A 20,296-nucleotide genomic window follows, 5' to 3' on the forward strand; every position below is an offset into this window, starting at 1 on the left:
CGTTCGAATGGTCGCAAGACCGACATATCGCAGCCAGTTGTCCACAGTCGAGTGACACGAAACGGTAACGGCAGCAAGAATGCGGGAGTGGCGTCACGCGGAACTTTTCACGCGTGGTGTCCGTGGTTCGGGGTGGGCCGGCCTGCGTCATGCGGCGTCGGCCCGGGAAAATGGGGTATCCCGTGCTCCTTGGGAGCGCGGGAAAGGCCGAGGAGGGCCGGGTGACGACCTATGACGATCGAGCGAGCCTCACTGATCTGACCGCCGTGGTGGAGCGCGTGCGGGAGTCTGTGGAAGGCGTGATCGAGGGCAAGCCCGAGGTCGTACGGCTCTCGCTGACCGTACTGCTCGCCGAGGGACATCTGCTGATCGAGGACGTCCCGGGTGTCGGCAAGACGATGCTGGCCAAGGCACTGGCACGGTCCATCGACTGCTCGGTGCGGCGCATCCAGTTCACGCCGGACCTGCTGCCGTCGGACATCACCGGTGTGTCCATCTGGGACCAGCAGCGCCGTGACTTCGAGTTCAAGCCGGGCGCGATCTTCGCGCAGGTGGTGATCGGCGACGAGATCAACCGCGCCTCGCCCAAGACGCAGTCCGCGCTCCTGGAGTCGATGGAGGAGCGCCAGGTCACCATCGACGGCAAGACCTACGAGCTGCCCAGCCCCTTCATGGTGGTGGCGACGCAGAACCCGGTCGAGATGGAGGGCACCTACCCGCTGCCGGAGGCCCAGCGCGACCGCTTCATGGCCCGGGTGTCGGTCGGCTACCCGAGCGCGGAGGCCGAGCTGCAGATGCTGGACGTGCACGGCGGCGTCTCGCCGCTGGAGGATCTCCAGCCCGTGGCCCACGCGCACGAGATCCTCAAGCTGATCGAGGCGGTGCGCGGCGTGCACGTCGCCGAGCCGGTCCGGCGCTACGCGGTCGACCTGGTCGGCGCCACGCGCACGCACCCCGACCTGAGACTCGGCGCCTCCCCGCGCGCGACGCTGCATCTGCTGCGCGCGGCGAAGGCGTCCGCGGCCCTCAGCGGCCGGGAGTACGCGCTGCCGGACGACGTGCAGGCCCTCGCCGTCGCCGTCCTGGCCCACCGCCTGCTGCCCACGGCCCAGGCCCAGCTCAACCGGCGCACCTCCGAGCAGGTCGTCGAGGAGATCCTGCAGCGCACCCCGGTGCCGACCGCGGCGCCACAGCAGCAGAGCGGCTTCGGCGGTCTCGACCGTGCGGCGCCGGCCTATCCCCAGCAGCCGCCGCGGAGGCTGTGATGACCACCGCGGGGACGGGGCACGCGGAAGCCGACCGGGGCGAGAAGGGCGGCATCCGTACCGCCCTGGCCGGTCTGACCACCCGCGGACGCTCCTTCCTGGCCGCCGGTGTCGCGGCGGCGGTCTGCTCGTACGTGCTCGGGCAGGCCGATCTGCTGCGCGTCGGTCTCCTCCTGGCGGTGCTGCCGCTGGTGTGCGCGGCGGTGCTGTACCGCACGCGCTACCGGGTCGCGGGCAGCCGCCGGCTCTCCCCCGCGCGCGTGCCCGCGGGCAGCGAGGCCCGGGTCCACCTGCGGATGGACAACGTCTCGCGGCTGCCCACGGGCCTGCTGATGCTCCAGGACCGGGTGCCGTACGTGCTCGGCCCCCGGCCCCGCTTCGTGCTGGACCGGGTCGAGGCGGGCGGCCGGCGCGAGGTCTCCTACCGGGTGCGCTCCGACCTGCGCGGCCGCTACCCGCTGGGCCCGCTCCAGCTGCGCCTGACCGACCCGTTCGGCATGTGCGAGCTGACCCGGTCCTTCTCGACGTTCGACACCCTCACCGTCATCCCGCGTGTGGAGGCGCTGGCGCCGGTGCGCCTCAGCGGTGAGGCCAAGGGGTACGGCGACGGCCGGCAGCGTTCGCTCGCGCTGGCCGGCGAGGACGACGTGATCCCGCGCGGCTACCGCTACGGCGACGACCTGCGCCGCGTGCACTGGCGCTCCACCGCCCGCTACGGCGAGCTGATGGTGCGCCGCGAGGAGCAGCCGCAGCGCGCCCGCTGCACGGTGCTGCTGGACACCCGGGGCATCGCCTACCAGGGCGCGGGACCGGACTCGGCCTTCGAGTGGGCCGTCTCGGGAGCCGCGTCCGTGCTGGTGCACATGCTCGAACGGGGCTACTCGGTGCGGCTGTTGACGGACACCGGCAACGCGGTGCCCGGTGAGGGCGGTGACGGCTTCGCGGGCGCGAGCCAGGAGTCGGCGGACGCGGCCGGGCTGATGATGGACACCCTCGCGGTGATCGACCACTCCGACGGCGCCGGCCTGTCCCGGGCCTACGACGTGCTGCGCGGCGGGAACGAGGGGCTGCTGGTGGCCTTCCTCGGCGACCTGGACGAGGACCAGGCGGCGGTGCTGGGCCGGATGCGGCAGCGCAGCCCGGGCGCGGTCGCCTTCGTGCTGGACAGCGAGAGCTGGGTGCGGGAACCGAGCGACGTCCCGGGCCCGTTGGACAGGAGCGAGGACCGGCTGCGCATGCTGCGCGAGGCCGGCTGGACGGCCCTGCGGGTGCCGCGGGGGGCCTCTGTGGACGAGGTGTGGCGGCAGGCCGACCGGGAGCGCAGGGGCGTGGCCGCCGCGAGCGGCGGGGAGGGACCGAGATGAGCGGGCGGGTTCGACTGACGCTGGGCGCCTGGGCGGCCACGCTGATGGCCGCGTGCGCCCTGCTGCCCCTCGTCAAGCCGGCCACCTGGATCGTGCAGGCGGCCTTCCTGCTGGCCCTGCAGGCGGGCGTGGGTGCAGCTGCCCGCCGGGTGCCACTGGCCCGGCCGCTGACCGTCGCGGCGCAGGCCGTGGTCACCGTCGCGCTGCTGACCTTCGTGTTCGCCCGTGAGCAGGCCCTGGTTGGACTGATCCCCGGGCCGCAGGCCTTCGACCGCTTCGCGGTCCTGCTCCAGCAGGGCGGGGACGACATCGCCCGGTACGCGATCCCGGCCCCCCTGGAGTCCGACGGCATCCGGCTGATGCTCATCGGCGGGGTCCTGGTCATCGGACTGCTGGTGGACACCCTCGCGGTGACCTTCCGCAGCGCCGCCCCGGCCGGTCTGCCCCTGCTCGCGCTGTACTCCGTGGCCGCCGGACTGTCCGACGGAGGCACCGACTGGCTGTGGTTCCTGGTGGCGGCGGCCGGCTATCTGATGCTGCTCCTGGCCGAGGGCCGGGACCGGCTCTCACAGTGGGGCCGGGTCTTCGGCGGCGCTCCGCGCACGTCCGGCGGGGAGCCGAGCGGCGCGGTCGCCCCGGTCCGCACCGGCCGGCGCATCGGCGTGGTCGCGCTGGGCATCGCCCTGGTGGTGCCGCTCGGCCTGCCCGCGATGAACGGCGGCCTGCTGGACTCCGTGGGAGCCGGCGCGGGCGGCGGCCCCGGCGGCGGGGGCACGATCTCCGCCGTGAATCCGCTGGTGTCGCTGCGGGACAGCCTGAACGCGGACGACGACCAGCAGGTCCTGTCCGTGCGGACGAAGATGGAAGACGTCTCGGACCTGTATCTGCGGATCGTGTCCCTGGACGACTTCGACGGCACCACGTGGAAGCCGTCCCGGCGGTCCATCACCGCCGTCCCCGACGGCACCTTCCCGGACCCGGTCGGCCTCAGCCCGGACGTCAAGCGCAAAGAGGTCGACACCACGATCACGGCGGCCGACTGGTACGCCCAGGACTGGCTGCCCATGCCGTACCCGCCGAGCGGTGTCCGCATCAGCGGCAACTGGCGCTACGAGCCAGTGGGCATGACCCTGGTCGGCGACCACGGACAGAACACCAGAGGCCTGACGTACCAGGTCAAGAGCCTGAACATGCAGCCGACGGCGGAGCAGCTCGCCGCGGCGGGGCCGCCGCCCGCGGACATCGAGGGCGACTTCACCGAACTGCCCGACTCACTGCCGTCGGTGGTGGGCCGCACCGCCCGCCAGGTCACCTCGGGCGCCGCCAACCCGTACGACCAGGCGGTCAAGCTCCAGGACTGGTTCGCCGTGACCGGCGGCTTCGAGTACGACACGCAGGTGCAGGTGGGCAGCGGCTCGCAGGCCATCGCCCGCTTCCTGAAGGACAAGCAGGGCTTCTGCGTGCACTTCTCCTTCGCGATGGCGGCGATGGCCCGCTCCCTGGGCATCCCGGCCCGGGTCGCGGTGGGCTTCGCGCCCGGGTCCCCGCAGGCGGACGGCTCGGTGTCGGTGGGGCTGCGCGACGCACACGCCTGGCCGGAGCTGTACTTCGAGGGCGTGGGCTGGACCCGCTTCGAGCCCACCCCGAACCGCGGCTCGATGCCGTCGTACACCTTGCCGGACAGCCCCGACAGCTCGGTGCCGGACCCGGTGCGGCCGTCCGAGACGACGTCCACCGCGCCTTCCTCGGCGCCGTCGGCGAGCGAGTCCTGCACCCCGGAGCAGAAGAAGCTGGACGGCGGCTGCGCGAGCGAGTCGCCGGAGGCGGCGCTGCCCACGGACGACGACGGCCCGAGGTGGTACGCGTTCCTGGTGTGGGCCCTCGCCGGTCTCGCCGTCCTCGCTCTGCCCCTGGCGCCGATGCTGTGGCGGCTGCGGACGCGCTCGGTGCGACTCGGGGCGCACGGCCGCAGCGAGGCGGACGCGGCGCGGCACACGCTGGCCGTCTGGCAGGAGCTGACCGACACGGCGTGGGACTTCGGCATCACGCCGGAGGAGTCCCAGACAGCGCGCAAGGCGGCCGCCCGGATCGTCCGGCTGGGCGAGCTCGACGCGACGGCCGCGGACTCGGTGCACCGGGTGGCGAACGCGGTGGAGCAGGTCCTGTACGCACCGCATCCCCGCCCGGTGGCCGGCCTCACGGACGATGTCCGGCGGGCGACGGCGGGCCTCAGCGCGGCGGCCGGCCGCCCGGCCCGGCTCCGGGCGCTCGTGGCTCCCCGCTCCACCGTGCGGGTGGTGTGGGCGGCGTCGGCCTGGTGGACGGACGTCAGGGAGCGGGCCGTGGCGCTGCGGCCGACCTGGCGGAAGGCGTCGGGCCAGCAGCAGGGCTGAGGGATACGAGCGGCTCAGGCCGGCCGGCGCGAATGCGCCGGCCGGCCTTCGCGTGGACGGGGGGGACGGCCTTCGGGAACCCAAGGTCGGGACGGCCCTTCGCGTACCCGCCGGCCTTCGCTACCCAGGGCCGGGACGGCCTTCGCGAACCTGGGGCCGGGACGGCCTTCGCCTACCGGGCCTGCCTATGCCCAACCGGGGCGGCCGACAGTGCCGCCTCCGATGTGGGCCCGTAGCTGCGAAAGCTGCGAACGCTGCAACGGAAGCGAGCGGAGCGAGGGCCTGGCCCCGGCTGCCGACGCATGCGTCAGGGGGTGACCACCAGCTCGGTGGTCACCCCCTGACGTACGTATGCGGACGTAGGCCTGGAGAGGGGCTGCGCGGAGGGCTAGTGTCCGCCCTGCTCGTCGCGGCGCTTCTGCCAGCGCTGCTCGATGCGGTCCATCACGGAGCGGCGTTGCCGGCCCTGTCGGCGGGCCTGGGGCCCGGCGGCACCGCCGACCTGTTCACCCGGCTTGGGAGCCTTGCGCCAGCCGGTGACGGCGAGCACCGCGCAGCCCAGCATGACGAGGAAGCCCACGACACTGAGCCAGACCTGCTTGGCGACCATTCCAGCCATGAGGAGCGCGATACCTACGAGGAAGCCGGCGACCGCCTGGTAGACCCGTCGCCGGGTGTACGTGCGCAGCCCGCTTCCCTCAAGCGCTGTCGCGAACTTGGGATCTTCGGCGTACAGCGCTCGCTCCATTTGCTCGAGCATGCGCTGCTCGTGCTCCGAGAGCGGCACGGAGTCCTCCTCATCGTGCAGTCGCCGGGGCGACCCGGGGGGTCCCTTCAGGATAGGCAGGGAATCGCCCCCGTGAAACCCGCCCCTCTGCGCCAATTGACCAACCGGACCCCGCCATGGGCGTCCCGGCTCGCTGAGGCTTCCATTCCCCGGCGGCCGACCCGTCATGCCGGAACGGTCTCCCTCGATCATACGGCGCGCCGCCCCCATTCGGGGGGCCTGTGGCGTACTCCATGCGCAGCCAAGGCGCTGATCAGCGGCGGTGCCTCACGAAGCGGCTCAGGCCTCGGCAGCCCCATCGGTCTCGCCGGCCCCACCTGTCGCACCGGTCCCGCCCGTCTCACCGAGCACGTGCAATTGCGTGGCCACCGAGTGGAAGGCGGGGAGCTCGGCCGCGGCCTCCTCCAGCTTCAGCAGCGCTTCCAGGGCTCCGGGCTCGGTGTCCACGAGGACGCCGGGCACGAGGTCGGCGAAGACCCGCACCCCGTGCACCGCGCCGACGCGCAGCCCCGCGGCCTCGACCAGGCCCGTGAGCTGCTCGGCGGTGAAGCGGCGCGGCACGGGGTCACCCGTGCCCCATCGTCCGTTCGGGTCGTCGAGTGCCTGCCGGGCCTCCTTGAAGTGCCCGGCGAGGGCACGGGCCAGCACGGCACCGCCGAGGCCTGCGGCGAGCAGGCTGAGGACGCCCTCCGCGCGCAGGGCCGCCACCGCGTTGCGGACGCCTTCGGCCGGGTCGTCCACGTACTCCAGGACGCCGTGACACAGCACCACGTCATAGCCACCGCGCTCGGCCACGTCGAACAGGCCGTGGGCGTCGCCCTGGACGCCCTCGACCCGGTCGGCGACGCCGGCCTCGGCTGCGCGGCGCTCCAGGGCGAACAGCGCGTTGGGGCTGGGGTCGACGACGGTGACACGGTGGCCGAGACGGGCGACGGGCACCGCGAAGTTGCCGCTGCCGCCTCCGGTGTCGAGGACGTCCAGCGACTCCCGACCCGTGGCCTTGGCCCGGCGGTCCAGGGCGTCCTGGAGGACCTCCCAGACCACGGCGGTACGGAGTGAGGCGCGGGGGCGCATCGGGTCCGACACGGCAGTTGACTCCTCGGCGCGGCACCGCCTCTTGCGGGGCGGCGTGAACGGGGCGTCTTCCCCGGCCCCGGCCAGCGGGGAGGGAAGACTTCAGGCGTCCCCCACCCTATTGCCTACGCCGTGGCGTCCGGATGACCCGGTGCCGGGACGGACCCCGGGTCAGGCGCTCCCAGCCCGGCTGCCGACCGGCCCAAGGCTGCCGACCGGACCAGGGCTGCTGGCCGCCAACCGGTCCAGGGCCGCCGACCGGACCCAGGCTGCCAACCGGATCCAGGGCCGCCGACCGATCCCCTGCCGCCGCCGCCCGCTCAGCCCGCGTCCGGCATGTCCCTCCCCGGGCCGGGGCCCTCCGGCCGGTCCTGGTCCGGGCGGGGCTGCGGGAGGACCGGCTGGAGGACCAGCATCCGTTCGACGAGGCGCAGGAACATCGCCGTGTCCCGTATCAGGTCGTCGGCGTCCCGGCCGGTGGCGGCGCCCTGGATGCCGGCCTCGGCCCGGGCCCGGCGCCGGGCGCCCGCGGCGAACAGCGCGCTCCACTCGGTCAGTTCGGGCGCGATCTCGGGGAGCACTTCCCAGGCGCTCCGGATCTTGGCCCGGGCCCGGGGCGAGGTCTCCGGGCGCCCCCGGGCGGCGAGTACCGCGGCGGCGGTGCGCAGGGCGGCGAGGTGGGCCGTCGCGTAGCGCTCGTTCGGTGTCTCCAGTGAGGTGGCCTCGTCGAGGCTCGCGCGGGCCTGGGCGAGCAGGTCGAGGGCGGCGGGCGGGGCCGTGGCCCGGCGCAGCACGGGGTGCACGTCGCTCGCGGGGCCGGTCAGTGAGGGGGCAGGGCCGGTGGCGCGGCGCCGACGGGCGGCTGCTGCGTTATAGCTGGCCATGACGAACCTCCTGTCGTCTGTGTGACGGCACGTCCGGTCACGGAGTGCCGTATGTGACCCATCGTGAGGTATGGCACTGACAATCCGTTCTGACCTGCTGTTTTGCCTCGCTCGTAGGTTCGGAGTAGTTTTTGCACTGACCAGTCAGTTCAAATTCAGGGGAGACTCGTGGGGGAACACGCGGGAGGGGTGCGGATCGTCGCCGACGGCCTCGGGATCAAGGGGCCACGGGGGTGGGCGGTCCGCGGGATCTCCGTCGACGCCGGGCCGGGGGCGCTCGTCGCGGTCGAGGGCCCGTCCGGGTCCGGCCGCACGTGCCTGCTGCTCGCGCTGACGGGGCGGATGAAGATCTCGGAGGGCACCGCTTCGGTGGGCGACGCGAGGCTGCCGAAGCAGATGGCGGCGGTGCGCGGCGTCAGCGCGCTGGCGCACGTCCCGGGGGTCACCGACCTCGATCCGGCGCTGACCGTCGGTGAGCACCTGCGGGAGCGGGCGCTGCTCCAGCAGCGGTTCGGCGCGTCACTGCGCGGCCTGCTGCGGCCCCGCAGCGAGCGGGCGGCGGAGGCCGGGCAGCGCGTCGACGCCGCCCTCGAAGCCGCCGGTCTCGACCTGGAGGCCCTGCCCAAGGGGCCGCGCACGGCCGTACGGGACCTGGAGCGCCTGGAGGCGCTGCGGCTGTCGGTGGCGCTCGCCCTGGTCGGCGGGCCGCGGCTGCTCGGCATCGACGACACCGACCTCAAGCTCGCGGACGGTGAGCGGGAGGAGGCCTGGGCGCTGCTCAGGTCCCTGGCCGATGCCGGGACGACGGTCGTGGCCGTGTGCAGCGAGGCCCCCGAGGGCGCCGTCAAGCTCTCCACCGCCGAGAACCCCGAGGAACCGGCCCCCGAGGACGGCCGGACCGATCGGGGAACCGACCGGACCGATCAGACCGACCAGGCCGACCGGACCGACCAGACCGACCAGGCCGACCAGGCCGACCAGGGAGAGGAGAAGGCCGATGCGCTCGCCGAGACTGGCCGCGCTTGAGCTGCGCCGCTTCGGGCGGGGGAAGCTGCCGCGCGCCGCTCTGGTCGCGCTGCTGGTGCTGCCACTGCTGTACGGCGCGCTGTACCTGTGGTCGTTCTGGGACCCGTACGGCCGTCTGGACAAGATCCCGGTGGCGTTGGTGAACGACGACAGGGGGGCGACCGCCGACGGGAAGAAGATCACGGCGGGCGACGACATCACGAAGGGCCTGCACGACAGCAAGACCTTCGACTGGCAGGAGGTGAGTGCCGCCGAGGCCCGCAGGGGCGTCGAGGACGGCAGCTACTACCTGTCGCTCACCCTGCCCGCCGACTTCAGCGAGCGGATCGCCTCCAGCTCCGGGAACAGCCCGGAGACCGGCGCCCTCCAGGTGCGCACGAACGACGCGAACAACTACATCGTCGGGCAGATCTCCCGGACGGTCTTCAGCGAGGTGCGGCAGGCGGCGTCCACGAAGACGTCCCGGTCGTTCCTGGACAAGATCTTCGTGTCGTTCTCCGACATCCACGGCAAGACCGTGAAGGCGGCAGAGGGCGCCGACCGGCTCAAGGGCGGCATCGGCAAGGCCGAGAAGGGCTCCAAGGACCTCGCCGACGGCCTGAGGAAGGCCAAGACCGGCAGCGGCAAACTCTCCACGGGCCTGACGAAGCTCCACACCGGCGCGGGCGACGTGGCGGACGGCGCGAAGCAGGTCGCCGCGGGCACGCAGAAGCTCGCCGACCGGGTCAACGGCACCGCCGACAAGGTCGGCCCCTTCCTGAAGGGCAACGAGAAGACCATCGGCGACACCGCGCAGCTGGTCGCCGACTCCTCCAGGGTGACCCGCAAGCACCTGGACACCCTGGTGAAGACGGCTCCGACCGCCGCCAAGGGCGCCCGCGCGGCATCCGGCACGCTGAACGACGTCTACGCCCGGCGCTGCGACGACCCCGTCCTGCCCGACGCGGCCTGCTCCGACCTGAAGAAGGCCAAGGACGCCGCCGCCGACGTCACCACCATCGCGGACGACGTCAACACAGTGATCGCAAACCAGGACGGCGACCTGGACAAGCTCGACAAGAACCTCGCCACCCTCCAGAAGCAGTCGCAGGCCCTCGCGAACCGTGCCCCGCACCTCTCCGAGGACCTCACCGACGCCGTCAAGAAGATCAACAAGCTCAACGACGGGGCGGCCGAGGTCGCCGCCGGGGCGAAGAAGCTGCACAAGGGCATCGGCACGGCCAAGACCGGTGCCGTCGGCCTGGACAAGGGCGTCGGCAAGCTGAAGACGGGCGCCGACGACCTCAACGGCGGCATCTACAAGCTCGTCGGAGGTTCCGGGAAGCTCGCCGGCGGCCTGCACGACGGGGCGGAGAAGATCCCCGACTACGACGAGCAGGACCGCGACCGGCGCACCGAGGTCATGGCCGACCCCGTCCGGCTCGCATCCCAGGACCTGCACAAGGCGCCCAACTACGGCACCGGGTTCGCGCCGTACTTCATCCCGCTGTCCCTGTGGGTGGGCGCGATGGTGGCGTACATGCTGATCGCGCCCATGAACCGGCGGGCCTTGGCGGCGGGCGCGCCGGCGTGGCGGATCGCGCTGGCGGGCTGGCTGCCGGTGGTGGCGATCGGGGTGCTGCAGACGGTGGCGCTGATGTCGGTGCTGCACTGGGCGGTCGGCCTGGAGATGGCACGGGCTGCCGGGACGGTGGGCTTCCTGTTCCTGGTGACGGCGTGCTTCGCGGCGATCGTGCAGTGGCTGAACGCGCGCTTCGGGGCTGCGGGCCGGATCCTGGTCCTCGCGCTGCTGATGCTCCAGCTGACCTCGGCGGGCGGCACGTACCCCGTGCAGACCAGCCCCGGGTTCTTCAACGCGCTCCACCCGTTCCTGCCGATGAGCTACGTCGTCGAGGCCCTGAGGCGGCTCATCACGGGCGGTGGTCTCGAACCGGTGTGGCACGGGTGCGTGGTGCTGACGGCGTTCACCGCGGGCGCCCTCGCGCTGACCGCCGTGGCGGCCCGGCGGCGCCAGGTGTGGACGCTGGACCGGCTGCACCCGGAACTGAGCCTGTGAGCCCCGCCGCCGCGCCCGCCGGCGCCCCCGCCGTCACGTCCCCCGGAAAGGTTCCTGTGACAATCAGGGCCATGGAAAGCAGCAGTGCCGCGTCGGGCGGCAGCACGCGCCGCGAGGCCACCCGGCAGAAGCTCTACGAGGCGGCCGTCACGCTCATCGCCGAGCAGGGGTTCTCCGCCACGACCGTGGACGAGATCGCCGAGCGTGCCGGGGTCGCGAAGGGCACGGTCTACTACAACTTCGCGAGCAAGTCCGTCCTCTTCGAGGAACTGCTGCGGCACGGAGTGGGTCTGCTGACCGCCTCCCTGCGGGAAGCGGCCGAGCGGACCGCGCGGGAGGGCGGCAGCAAGGTCGACGCCCTGGACGCGATGATCCGCGCGGGGCTGGTCTTCATCGACCGCTACCCGGCCTTCACCCAGCTGTACGTGGCCGAGTTGTGGCGCACCAACCGGGCGTGGCAGTCCACGCTGATGGTGGTCCGGCAGCAGGCCGTCGCGGTCGTGGAGGACGTCCTGCGCGAGGGTGTCGGCAACGGCGAGTTCAGCGAGGAGATCGACGTGCCGCTGACGGCGGCGGCACTGGTCGGCATGGTCCTGGTCGCCGCGCTCGACTGGAAGTCGTTCCAGCCGGAGCGTTCCCTGGACGACGTCCACGCGGCCCTGTCGCGGCTGCTCCAGGGGCGGGTCAGCGGCTGCCGCTGACCCCGCCTGCGGCGAGCGTGCGAAGGCGCCGGTCCGCTGTGGCCGCGTCCCCCGCGGGCCACCTCGAACCGGCGCCTTCCGTGCTCCCCCGTTTCCTGCTCCCCCGTACGTTCCCCCCGCAGGACCCCCGTTGCGGTCGTCCCCCGGTTATCCCCCGGTTCTCCCCCGTGCCTCGCTCCCGCCGACACCGCCGGCGGAAGGAGCGGATCGTGGGCCGGCTCCGTTCCGGCGCCCCGTGTCGCCGGTGCCGGAGCCGTGCCCCTTTCCGTGTCTCCACTCTCCCGTCCGCGCAGGTCGTCCCCCATCCGCGCGCGTACTCAACTCCCCGGCTAGGTACGGATACTCAGTCCTGCGCACGCGGCACCACAGCGCTGTGCCGCCGCCTGGTCACGATCACCTCCGCGCCCGTACTCGGAGGCCACCGGCAGGGGCCGTCGGGAGGTAGCGGCAGGGGGCCGTCGGCGGAGGCTGTCGGTGGAGGCCGATAAAGTCGCCGCATGGCACGGATTGCGGTGATCGGCGCCGGGATGGGCGCGCTGACGGCTGCCGCCCGGCTGGCCGTCGCGGGCCACCGGGTGGCGGTGTACGAGCGGACGGACACCTACGGCGGAGCGCTGCGCCGCTTCGAGCGCGACGGCTTCTCCTTCGACACCGGCCCCGCCCTGCTGCCGCTGCCGGCCGTCTATCGCGACCTGTTCGTCAAGACCGGCAAGGAGCCGCTGGAGTCCTGCGTCGAGCTGGTCCAGGTCGATCCGTCGTCCCGGCACGTGTTCGCGGACGGCACGGCGGTGTCGCTGCCGAACGCCTCGCGCGCGGGCGTCGTCGCCGCCCTGGACGAGGGGCTCGGCGCGGGCGCCGGGAAGCGCTGGGGCGACTTCCTGGTCAGGGCCCGCGAGGCCTGGGACCGGACCCGCCGGCCGCTGCTGGAGGAGCCCCTCTGGCCGAACTGGCAGGTGCTGGCCGAGCGCGAGCCCTACCCGTCGGTGCCGCACAAGCGGCTGCTGCGCACCCGCCGGGCCGGCACCCTCGCCGAGGTCGGCGCCTGGGAGCTGCGCGACCCCCGGCTCGCGGCACTCCTGGAGAGCCACGCCCTCGGATACGGCCTGGACCCCCGGGCCGCCCCGGCGAGCGCGGCCGTTCTGCCGTACATGGAGCACGCCTTCGGCACCTGGTACGTGCGCGGCGGCCTGCGCGAGCTGGCGCGGGCGGTGTACGAGCGGTGTCTGGCCCGCAGGGTCGAGTTCCACTTCGGCGCCGAGGTCACCGGCGTGCTGGAGAAGGACGGCCGGGCGTCCGGGGTGGAGCTCGCCGACGGGTCGGTCGCGGAGGCGGACTTCGTGGTCGCCGGCGTCGCGCCCGGCGTCCTGGCCCGGATGACGGCCGGCACCCTCCTGCGGGATGAGAGCGAGGTTCCGCCGCAGGGCGCCGCGGCCGGCCGGCTGACGCTCCTGCTCGCCCTGCGCGGCCCCCGCCCCGCGGGCACGGCACACCGCACGGTGGTGCACACCCCGGACCGCGAGGCCGAGCTGGAGGCCCTGTTCGGCACGGCTGCCGGGAATCGCCGTCCGACGGTCACGGTGCTACGGCCCGACGACCCCCGCCCGGCTCCGGCGGACCACGAGGCGGTCACCGTCACGACGGCGGTGCCCGCGCGGCCCGGCCCACCTCACGGCGACCTCGTGGACCACATGATCACCGCCGCCGAACGGGCCGTACCCGGTCTGCGCGACCGCCTCCTCTGGCATGAGACACGCACCCCGGCCGACACCGCGGACGAGACGGGTGCGGAGGGCGGGGCGGTGCCGGTGCCGGCCCTGGCGGCGGCCGGCGGGCAGCTGCTGCATCCGTCCAACGGCACACGGGTGCCCGGCCTGTTCACCGTGGGCGGCTGGGCGCACCCCGGCGGCGGACTGCCGCACGCGGGCATGTCGGGCGCGCTGGTCGCGGGGCTGATCGTGGAGGGGCCGGAGTTCCGCGGCTCGCAGTGAACGCGACGCCCCGGCGGGACCGAAGCCCCGGAAGACGCCTCGGCGCGACCTGCGCCTCAGAAACGGTACTGCTCGTCGAAGCCGTTGCCCTGCGGCTGCTGCCCGCCACCCTGGTACGGGTACGGCTGCTCCGGCGGCAGCTCCTGCCCGTACTCGTCGGTGTTGCGCTGCTGCGGGACCCACACCCCGCCGGGCGGGGTCTCGCCGCCGTAGGTGCCGGCGTACTGCTGCTGGCCGGTGGCGTCGTAGCCCTGCTGCTGGCCGTAGTACTGCTGGTCGCCGTAGGTGCCGTCGTACGTGCCCTGGCCGTAGTTCGACGAACCGATGTACGGGTCTGAATAGGCGGCGTACTGCTGCTGGCCGGTGGCGTCGTAGCCCTGCTGCTGGCCGTAGCCGGAGTAGTCGTAGGCGTAGGACTGGTCGGCGGCCTGGGCGGCGTACTGGTCGTGGGCCTGCTGTCCCGTGGCCTGGTACCCGCTGTCGTAGGTGCCGTAGGAGCCGGTGTCCTCCGGCATGGGCTGCGGCTCGTAGACGGCCGTGGTCTCGGCGGCCGTCGGCTGGTGAGCGGGGCGGGCGGGGGTGAAGACGTCGTCGCGGTCGTAGTCGTCGTCCTGGCCGTAGGCGGCGGTGTCGCGGCGGTAGGCGCCGGCCTCGTCGTCGTAGCCGCCCTCGGCCTCCAGGCCGGAGACCTCCAGGGTCGGTTCCTGGCGGCCGCGCTCACCGCGGCGGCGCTTGCTGCCGCCCAGCGCGGGCGCGTTCATCGCCCAGCCGGCCGCGAAGCCGCTGCGGAACGACAGGGTGACGTAGGTCTGCCCGACGGCGAAGGCGGCCGCGCCGAGGCCGATCACGACGACCGACGGGATCAGAACACCGACGACGACACCGAGGAACCCGGCGAAGGCCAGCAGCCGCCAGCGCAGCCGCGCCTTGTACTGCAGCAGCACCTCGCCCAGCAGCCACAGCGCGACGATGCCGAACGCGATGTAGAGGACCGCCCAGCCCATGTACGCCCCTCTCCCAGTGGCCGCTACGCAGTGTGTCGTATACCGATGCGAACGGTCTAGGCCTGCGATGGATGGTGCAGGCCAAGGTTTTCGTAGATTTCCAGTGTCGCGGTGGAGTTGTTGAGCGTGATGAAGTGCAAGCCGGGCACCCCCTCGGCGAGCAGCTGCGCACAGAACTCCGTGGCGAATTCGATACCAATGGAGCGTACAGCGGCCGGATCGTCTTTTGCTGTGAGGATCCGCTCTTTCAGGGCGGCCGGGAACGCGGCGTTGGTGAGGGACCCGATCCGCTCCAGGGTCTTCACGCTCGCGATCGGCATGATCTCGGGGATGATCGGGGTGTCGCAGCCTGCGGCCGAGACCCGGTCGCGCAGCCGGAGGTAGTCCTCCGGCTGGAAGAACATCTGCGTGATGGCGTAGTCCGCGCCCGCCCGGCACTTGTCGACGAAGTGGCGGACGTCGGTGTCCCAGTCGGCGGAGCGCGGGTGCATCGCCGGGAAGGCGGCGACGCCCACGCAGAAGTCGCCGGACGCCTTGATCAGCTCCACGAGTTCGGCGGCGTAGGCGAGACCGCGGGGGTGCGGCACCCAGTCGCCCATGGGGTCGCCGGGCGGGTCGCCGCGCAGGGCGAGCATGTTGCGGATCCCGGCGTCGGCGTACTGGCCGATGATGTTGCGCAGGTCGGCCACCGAGTGGTCGACCGCGGTGAGGTGGGCGATCGGGGTGAGGGTGGTGTCGGAGGCGATCGCCTCGGTCGCCTTGACCGTGCCCGCGCGGGTGGAACCGCCCGCGCCGTAGGTCACGGAGACGAAGTCGGGCGCCACCGCCTCGACCCGGCGCAGCGCGTTCCACAGGTTCCGCTCGCCCTTCGGGGTCTTGGGGGCGTAGAACTCGAACGAGTACGTCGTCTTGCCGGCCGCGAGCATGTCGCGGACGGTGCGGGCGTGGTCCGACCTGATGGATGCGGTGCCGAGGGCCATACCGGCAGGTTAGCCAGGGGAGGTCGGTCCCCCAACCATGGGCCGGGATTTGCCCGGATTGTCCCCTTGTTGTCCACCCCTTGGACAACCGTCTCGGCCGGGCCTGCCGTTCGGACAGGCCCTAGACCTCCCGCAGCCGCTTCGCGAACACGGCCGCCGCGGCCCCCGGGTCGTCGGCCTCGGTGATCGCCCGTACGACCACGACGCGCCGGGCGCCCGCTTCGAGGACCTGGTCGAGGTTGCCGAGGTCGATGCCGCCGATGGCGAACCAGGGGCGGTCGGTGCCGAGAGCGGCGGTGTACCGGACGAGGTCCAGGCCGGGCGCGTGACGGCCCGGCTTGGTGGGGGTCGGCCAGCAGGGGCCGGTGCAGAAGTAGTCCACGCCCGGCTGGACGGCGGCCGCGGCGGCCTCGGACTCGGCGTGGGTGGAGCGGCCGATCAGGACGTCGTCGCCGAGGAGCGCGCGGGCCGCGGGAACGGGGAGGTCGCCCTGGCCGAGGTGCAGCACGTCGGCGCCGGCGGCGTGCGCGACGTCCGCCCGGTCGTTGACCGCGAGCAGCTTGCCGTGCCGGGCGCAGGCGTCGGCGAAGAGAGCCAGGTGCTCCAGCTCCTCGCCGGCCTCCATGCCCTTGTCCCGCAACTGCACGATGTCGACCCCGCCGGACAGTACGGCGTCGAGGAACGCGCCGAGGTCGCCCTGCCGCTTGCGCGCGTCGGTGCAGAGGTAGACCCGGGCGTCGGCGAGCTGGGCCCGGGCGGTGGCGGCGGCGGTGCCGGTCATGCATGTCCCCCTGGGTGTCGTGGCGGGCGGGCCGGTGGGCCGGTCCGTGCGTCGGCGGCGTGCGGGCTTGTGAGCCCGTCCGTGCGTCGGCGGCGCGCGGGAGCGCCCGCGCGGGGACCGGCGGCGAGCGGCGCGGGAGCGCCGTGTCCCGCTGCGAACGCCTCGGGCACCCTACGCCTGCCCGCGGGTGCCGCCACGACCCCGGTGGCCGTCCCGCTGCTCCCGCGGGGACGCCCACCGGCCCGGACGGGCACGGGCCACCCCCGGGCCGTGGCCCCTCGGGTCACGGCCCCTTCGGGCGGTTGTTCAGGTCCGGCCCCGCTCGCACGGCGCCGGACGGCTGTCCGGTCGAGGCCGGGTCAGACCGCGAGCGCCTGGGCGCGGCGCTTCACCTCCGTGCCGCGATTCTCACTGAGCGCCTGCGCGGGGGTGCCGGGCAGGCTGGGGTCCGGGGTGAAGAGCCACTCCAGCATCTCTTCGTCCGTGAAGCCGTCGTCCCGCAGGAGCGTCAAGGTCCCGGACAGGCCCTTGACGACCTTGTCCCCGTCGATGAAGGCGGCGGGAACGTGCAGCGCGCGGTTCTCACCGCGGCGTACGGCGATGAGCTGGCCTTCCTTGACCAGCTGCCGCACACGCGTCACCTCGACGCCGAACTGTTCGGCGATGTCGGGGAGGGTGAGCCAGGCGGGGACGAGAGCATCGATCTTTGCGTCAATCTCGGTCACGGAAACCAGCCTGCCATCTGCCACTGACAGTCGGAAGTCGGCACGGTCCACGCGGGCGGACGCGCCGGGCCCGGCAGGGCCGTCCGGGCGGCCTGCGAGGGCGCCGGATGTCAGGCCTTCGCCGCCTTCATGGGCCTGGCCGGATCCGCCAGCAGCACCGGATTCATCGCGGTGCCCGACTCGATCAGGCGGCGGCCCTGCGCCAGGTCCCGGGGCCGGCCCACCGCCAGCAGCGCGACCAGCCGCTCGCCGCGCAGCCAGCAGACCGTCCAGGCCGGTCCGGCGGGGTCGCCCCGCCACAGGATCGTGTCCGCCGCCGCGTGGTGCCCGGCGTACTGGACGAACCGCCCGAACTGCTCGGACCAGAAGTACGGCACCGGGTCGTACACCGCCGGCGTCTCCCCCGTGGCCCGGCCGACGATGTTCACGGCGACCGTGCGCGGCCCCTGGAGGGCGTTGTCCCAGTGGTGGACCAGCAGGCGCTCGCCGTAGCGCCCCGAGGGGAAGGAGGCGCAGTCGCCGACGGCGTACACGTCCGGCACGGACGTGCGCAGATGCTCGTCGGCCACGATCTCTCCGTGCGAGCCGAGCTCGATCCCGGAACCGGCCAGCCACGCCGTCGCGGGGCGGGCGCCGATGCCGACGACCACGGCGCCCGCGGGCAGCCGCGAGCCGTCGTCGAGGAGTACCGCGCCCGGCTCGACGCGCTCCACGCGCGCGTGCGTCCGCAGGGTCACCCCGGCGTCGGCGTACCAGCCGGTCATCGGGGCGGCGACCTCGGCGGGCAGTGCTCCGGCGAGCGGCCGTTCCGCGGCTTCCACGACGGTCACCGCGCAGCCCGCCTCGCGGGCGGCCGTGGCGAACTCGGCGCCGATCCAGCCCGCGCCGACGACCACGATGTCGTGCCGCCGGGCCAGGACCGGCCGCAGCCGCTCGGCGTCGTCCAGGGTGCGCAGCAGATGCACGCCGGGCACGCCCTCCGCGCCGGGCAGCCGGACCGGTTCGGCGCCGGTCGCGACGACCAGGACGTCGTACGGCACGGGTCCGTCCTCGGTGTCCAGTTCATGGTCGGCGGGGCGCAGGCCCAGCACCTCGCAGCCGAGCCGCAGTTCGACGCCGAGGGCTTCGAAGTCGACGTCGAAGGCGGAACCCTCGGACTTGCCGAGCAGGACGGCCTTGGACAACGGGGGCCGGTCATAGGGCTGGTGGGGCTCGGCGCCGAGCAGGATCACGTCACCGGTGAAGCCCCGCTCGCGCAGGGCGACGGCGGTCTGCACCCCGGCCATGCCCGCACCCGCCACGACGACGCGCCGCGGCGCGGACGAACCTGGTTCCTGCGTCTGCTCGCTCACCTGATCACCATAGACACCTGACGAATTGTCAGTCAGTCCTCATGCTCCGTGACCTGCTCCACAACGCTCGTGCCGCTGCCCTGCTGGGACTCCCACTCCCAGGTCTCCTCCAGCCGCACCCGCCCGTCGGGCAGCTCCACGACCGCCGACACGCAGTGCCCCGAGGAAGTGGTCCCGTCCCGCTTGAGCTGGACGTACCGGAAGTCCAGCCGGTCACCTTCCCGGGTACCCACGAGATGGCCGCGTACGACGTCGCCGCCCGCGTACTCGGCCCAGATCTCGCCCTGCCGCTCGTGGTACGTGAAGCGGGTGCGGGTGCCCACCTGGCCCGGTGCCTGGTCGGCGACCGGGGCGAGGACGAGACCGTCGAGGGACCGGGACATGGACGGAGGCTCCCTTACTGCGGCACGGGGCATCGGGCTAGGGTGGCCAACGTAAAGCACTCGCGGGAGCCCGGACGCACCGGGCTGAGAGGGAGGCTGGCGGCCTCCGACCGTACGAACCTGATCCGGGTCATGCCGGCGAAGGGAGGGGCTGGACGCCCATGTCGCCTACGTCCACATCGTCGGACGTCCTCGTCATCGGGGGCGGGATCATCGGCCTGGTCACGGCCTGGCGGGCCGCGCAGCGCGGGTTCGCCACGGCCGTCGTCGACCCCGAGCCGGGCGGCGGGGCCGCACAGGTCGCGGCCGGCATGCTGGCCGCCGTCACGGAACTGCACTACGGCGAGCAGACCCTGCTCGGCCTGAACCTCGCCTCCGCCCGGCGCTACCCGGACTTCGCCGCCGAGCTCACCGAGCTGACCGGCCAGGACCTCGGCTACCGCCGCTGCGGCACGCTCGCTGTCGCCCTCGACGCCGACGACCGGGCCCACCTGCGCGAACTGCACGCCTTGCAGCAGCAGTCGGGCCTGGAGTCGCAGTGGCTGTCCGGGCGCGAGTGCCGGCGTCTGGAGCCGATGCTCGCGCCGGGCGTGCGCGGCGGGCTGCGGGTCGACGGCGACCACCAGATCGACCCCCGGCGGCTGGCCGGTGCCCTGGTCGCCGCCTGTGAGCGGGCGGGCGTGGTCGTCCACCGGACGTGGGCCGAGCGGCTGACCGTCGTACGGGACCGGGCCGCGGGTGCCGTGCTGGCCGACGGGACCGAGGCAGCCGCCGGGCAGGTGGTGCTCGCCGGGGGCAGCCTCAGCGGGCGGCTCGCCGGGGTTCCGGAGGACGTGCTGCCTCCGGTGCGGCCGGTGAAGGGGCAGGTCCTGCGGCTGACGATGCCGCTGCGGCACGGGCCGTTCCTGAGCCGGACCGTGCGCGCGGTGGTGCGCGGCAGTCACGTCTACCTGGTGCCGCGCGAGAGCGGCGAACTCGTCGTCGGGGCGACCAGCGAGGAGCTGGGCTGGGACACCACCGTGACCGCGGGCGGCGTGTACGAGCTGCTGCGCGACGCGCACGAGCTGGTCCCTGGCATCACCGAACTGCCGCTCACCGAGACCCGGGCCGGGCTGCGGCCCGGCTCCCCCGACAACGCCCCGCTGCTCGGACCCACCGGCCTGGAGGGCCTGCTGCTGGCCACCGGGCACTACCGCAACGGCGTCCTGCTCACACCCGTGACCGGCGACGCCATGGCGCACGTCCTGGCGACGGGCGAACTCCCCGAGGAGGCGCGCGCCTTCACGCCGAAGCGTTTCAGTCCCGCCACCGCACTCACGGAGCAGCCCGCATGAACATCTCCGTCAACGGCGAGCCCCGGGACGTCCGGCCCGGCACCGCTCTGGACAGCGTCGTGAGGTCGCTCACCGCCTCGCCCTCGGGCGTGGCCGCCGCCCTCAACGAGACCGTCGTCCCGCGCAGGCAGTGGCCCGCCACGCCGCTCTCCGAGGGAGACCGGGTGGAAGTCCTCACGGCCGTCCAAGGAGGCTGACC

18 protein-coding genes and 1 riboswitch are annotated in these 20,296 nt (G+C 73.4%); of the genes, 9 read left to right on the plus strand and 9 right to left on the minus strand.

Annotated elements, in window-relative coordinates:
* The first annotated feature begins 221 nt into the window (after positions 1 to 221).
* From RFN52_RS10455 to RFN52_RS10465, 3 genes are read left to right on the plus strand one after another with little or no spacing between them, the layout of a single operon-like run.
* The gene (locus tag RFN52_RS10455; protein WP_033312684.1) at positions 222 to 1,265 is read left to right on the plus strand and encodes an AAA family ATPase; all 1,044 of its coding nucleotides are present in this window, start codon (positions 222 to 224) and stop codon (positions 1,263 to 1,265) included.
* Positions 1,265 to 2,629 (plus strand): DUF58 domain-containing protein, encoded by a 1,365-nt coding sequence (locus RFN52_RS10460; protein WP_184845368.1) that lies wholly within the window; start codon positions 1,265 to 1,267, stop codon positions 2,627 to 2,629. Before RFN52_RS10455 ends, RFN52_RS10460 begins: the two co-directional genes overlap by 1 nt.
* Positions 2,626 to 5,022: a transglutaminase TgpA family protein gene (locus tag RFN52_RS10465; RefSeq protein ID WP_184845370.1), complete on the plus strand. Its 2,397-nt coding sequence runs from the start codon at positions 2,626 to 2,628 to the stop codon at positions 5,020 to 5,022. Before RFN52_RS10460 ends, RFN52_RS10465 begins: the two co-directional genes overlap by 4 nt.
* Before the next feature lie 388 nt (positions 5,023 to 5,410).
* Here the strand turns inward: RFN52_RS10465 and RFN52_RS10470 are convergent, their stop codons facing one another.
* The 3 genes from RFN52_RS10470 to RFN52_RS10480 form a co-directional block, all read right to left on the minus strand.
* On the minus strand, positions 5,411 to 5,809 hold the full coding sequence (locus RFN52_RS10470; RefSeq protein WP_184845372.1) for an SCO2097 family morphological protein: 399 nt from the start codon (positions 5,807 to 5,809) through the stop codon (positions 5,411 to 5,413).
* A 279-nt stretch (positions 5,810 to 6,088) separates the two neighbouring features.
* The gene (locus tag RFN52_RS10475; protein ID WP_184845374.1) at positions 6,089 to 6,895 is read right to left on the minus strand and encodes a methyltransferase; all 807 of its coding nucleotides are present in this window, start codon (positions 6,893 to 6,895) and stop codon (positions 6,089 to 6,091) included.
* Positions 6,896 to 7,203: 308 nt separating this feature from the next.
* Entirely contained in the window at positions 7,204 to 7,767 is a 564-nt protein-coding gene (locus tag RFN52_RS10480; protein ID WP_184845376.1) for an SAV_6107 family HEPN domain-containing protein, read from the minus strand.
* A gap of 168 nt (positions 7,768 to 7,935) precedes the next feature.
* Here RFN52_RS10480 and RFN52_RS10485 point away from each other — a divergent pair, with 168 nt between their 5' ends.
* From RFN52_RS10485 to RFN52_RS10500, 4 genes are all read left to right on the plus strand, one after another.
* Positions 7,936 to 8,793, plus strand: a complete 858-nt coding sequence (locus RFN52_RS10485; protein ID WP_311240928.1) for an ATP-binding cassette domain-containing protein — start codon at positions 7,936 to 7,938, stop codon at positions 8,791 to 8,793.
* Positions 8,765 to 10,849 carry a YhgE/Pip domain-containing protein gene (locus tag RFN52_RS10490; protein WP_184845378.1) on the plus strand — a complete coding sequence of 695 codons (2,085 nt, stop codon included), beginning with the start codon at positions 8,765 to 8,767 and terminating at the stop codon, positions 10,847 to 10,849. Before RFN52_RS10485 ends, RFN52_RS10490 begins: the two co-directional genes overlap by 29 nt.
* Positions 10,850 to 10,920: 71 nt before the next feature.
* Positions 10,921 to 11,550 carry a TetR/AcrR family transcriptional regulator gene (locus RFN52_RS10495; RefSeq protein WP_107458477.1) on the plus strand — a complete coding sequence of 210 codons (630 nt, stop codon included), beginning with the start codon at positions 10,921 to 10,923 and terminating at the stop codon, positions 11,548 to 11,550.
* 497 nt (positions 11,551 to 12,047) lie between these two features.
* On the plus strand, positions 12,048 to 13,538 hold the full coding sequence (locus RFN52_RS10500; protein WP_184845380.1) for a phytoene desaturase family protein: 1,491 nt from the start codon (positions 12,048 to 12,050) through the stop codon (positions 13,536 to 13,538).
* Between the two features lie 56 nt (positions 13,539 to 13,594).
* On the opposite strand, the gene RFN52_RS10505 is transcribed toward RFN52_RS10500, so the two are convergent.
* From RFN52_RS10505 to RFN52_RS10530, 6 genes are all read right to left on the minus strand, one after another.
* The gene (locus tag RFN52_RS10505; RefSeq protein WP_184845382.1) at positions 13,595 to 14,542 is read right to left on the minus strand and encodes an SCO2102 family sporulation regulator; all 948 of its coding nucleotides are present in this window, start codon (positions 14,540 to 14,542) and stop codon (positions 13,595 to 13,597) included.
* Between the two features lie 56 nt (positions 14,543 to 14,598).
* Positions 14,599 to 15,522, minus strand: a complete 924-nt coding sequence (metF, locus tag RFN52_RS10510) for a methylenetetrahydrofolate reductase [NAD(P)H] (RefSeq protein ID WP_184845384.1) — start codon at positions 15,520 to 15,522, stop codon at positions 14,599 to 14,601.
* Between the two features lie 121 nt (positions 15,523 to 15,643).
* Positions 15,644 to 16,303, minus strand: a complete 660-nt coding sequence (gene thiE, locus RFN52_RS10515) for a thiamine phosphate synthase (protein WP_184845386.1) — start codon at positions 16,301 to 16,303, stop codon at positions 15,644 to 15,646.
* Positions 16,304 to 16,662: 359 nt separating this feature from the next.
* On the minus strand, positions 16,663 to 17,028 hold the full coding sequence (locus RFN52_RS10520) for an Rv2175c family DNA-binding protein (RefSeq protein ID WP_039932287.1): 366 nt from the start codon (positions 17,026 to 17,028) through the stop codon (positions 16,663 to 16,665).
* Between the two features lie 110 nt (positions 17,029 to 17,138).
* Positions 17,139 to 18,380 carry an NAD(P)/FAD-dependent oxidoreductase gene (locus RFN52_RS10525; RefSeq protein WP_184845388.1) on the minus strand — a complete coding sequence of 414 codons (1,242 nt, stop codon included), beginning with the start codon at positions 18,378 to 18,380 and terminating at the stop codon, positions 17,139 to 17,141.
* Positions 18,381 to 18,412: 32 nt separating this feature from the next.
* Positions 18,413 to 18,763: an avidin-fold protein gene (locus RFN52_RS10530; RefSeq protein ID WP_184845390.1), complete on the minus strand. Its 351-nt coding sequence runs from the start codon at positions 18,761 to 18,763 to the stop codon at positions 18,413 to 18,415.
* A gap of 52 nt (positions 18,764 to 18,815) precedes the next feature.
* A riboswitch (TPP riboswitch) is annotated at positions 18,816 to 18,927 on the plus strand.
* Between RFN52_RS10530 and thiO the strand changes: the two genes are divergently transcribed.
* Together thiO and thiS are read left to right on the plus strand one after the other, a co-directional pair.
* A complete protein-coding gene (gene thiO, locus RFN52_RS10535) occupies positions 18,925 to 20,097 on the plus strand; it encodes a glycine oxidase ThiO (protein ID WP_184845392.1) in 1,173 nt (390 codons plus the stop codon). It overlaps the preceding riboswitch by 3 nt.
* The gene (gene thiS / locus RFN52_RS10540; protein WP_184845394.1) at positions 20,094 to 20,294 is read left to right on the plus strand and encodes a sulfur carrier protein ThiS; all 201 of its coding nucleotides are present in this window, start codon (positions 20,094 to 20,096) and stop codon (positions 20,292 to 20,294) included. The genes thiO and thiS overlap by 4 nt, the downstream gene beginning before the upstream one ends.
* The last annotated feature ends 2 nt before the right edge of the window (positions 20,295 to 20,296 follow it).

Source organism: Streptomyces collinus (genome assembly GCF_031348265.1).
GTDB classification, from domain to species: Bacteria; Actinomycetota; Actinomycetes; order Streptomycetales; family Streptomycetaceae; genus Streptomyces; species Streptomyces collinus.

What these genes read in the sequence shown, in the direction of transcription:
- metF (WP_184845384.1), bottom strand. Translation starts at nt 15,522, where the DNA reads ATGGCCCTCGGCACCGCATCCATCAGGTCGGACCACGCCCGCACCGTC.
- RFN52_RS10465 (WP_184845370.1), top strand. Translation starts at nt 2,626, where the DNA reads ATGAGCGGGCGGGTTCGACTGACGCTGGGCGCCTGGGCGGCCACGCTG.
- RFN52_RS10460 (WP_184845368.1), top strand. Translation starts at nt 1,265, where the DNA reads ATGACCACCGCGGGGACGGGGCACGCGGAAGCCGACCGGGGCGAGAAG.
- thiS (WP_184845394.1), top strand. Translation starts at nt 20,094, where the DNA reads ATGAACATCTCCGTCAACGGCGAGCCCCGGGACGTCCGGCCCGGCACC.
- RFN52_RS10500 (WP_184845380.1), top strand. Translation starts at nt 12,048, where the DNA reads ATGGCACGGATTGCGGTGATCGGCGCCGGGATGGGCGCGCTGACGGCT.
- RFN52_RS10490 (WP_184845378.1), top strand. Translation starts at nt 8,765, where the DNA reads ATGCGCTCGCCGAGACTGGCCGCGCTTGAGCTGCGCCGCTTCGGGCGG.
- RFN52_RS10480 (WP_184845376.1), bottom strand. Translation starts at nt 7,767, where the DNA reads ATGGCCAGCTATAACGCAGCAGCCGCCCGTCGGCGCCGCGCCACCGGC.
- RFN52_RS10495 (WP_107458477.1), top strand. Translation starts at nt 10,921, where the DNA reads ATGGAAAGCAGCAGTGCCGCGTCGGGCGGCAGCACGCGCCGCGAGGCC.
- thiO (WP_184845392.1), top strand. Translation starts at nt 18,925, where the DNA reads ATGTCGCCTACGTCCACATCGTCGGACGTCCTCGTCATCGGGGGCGGG.
- thiE (WP_184845386.1), bottom strand. Translation starts at nt 16,303, where the DNA reads ATGACCGGCACCGCCGCCGCCACCGCCCGGGCCCAGCTCGCCGACGCC.
- RFN52_RS10530 (WP_184845390.1), bottom strand. Translation starts at nt 18,763, where the DNA reads ATGTCCCGGTCCCTCGACGGTCTCGTCCTCGCCCCGGTCGCCGACCAG.
- RFN52_RS10505 (WP_184845382.1), bottom strand. Translation starts at nt 14,542, where the DNA reads ATGGGCTGGGCGGTCCTCTACATCGCGTTCGGCATCGTCGCGCTGTGG.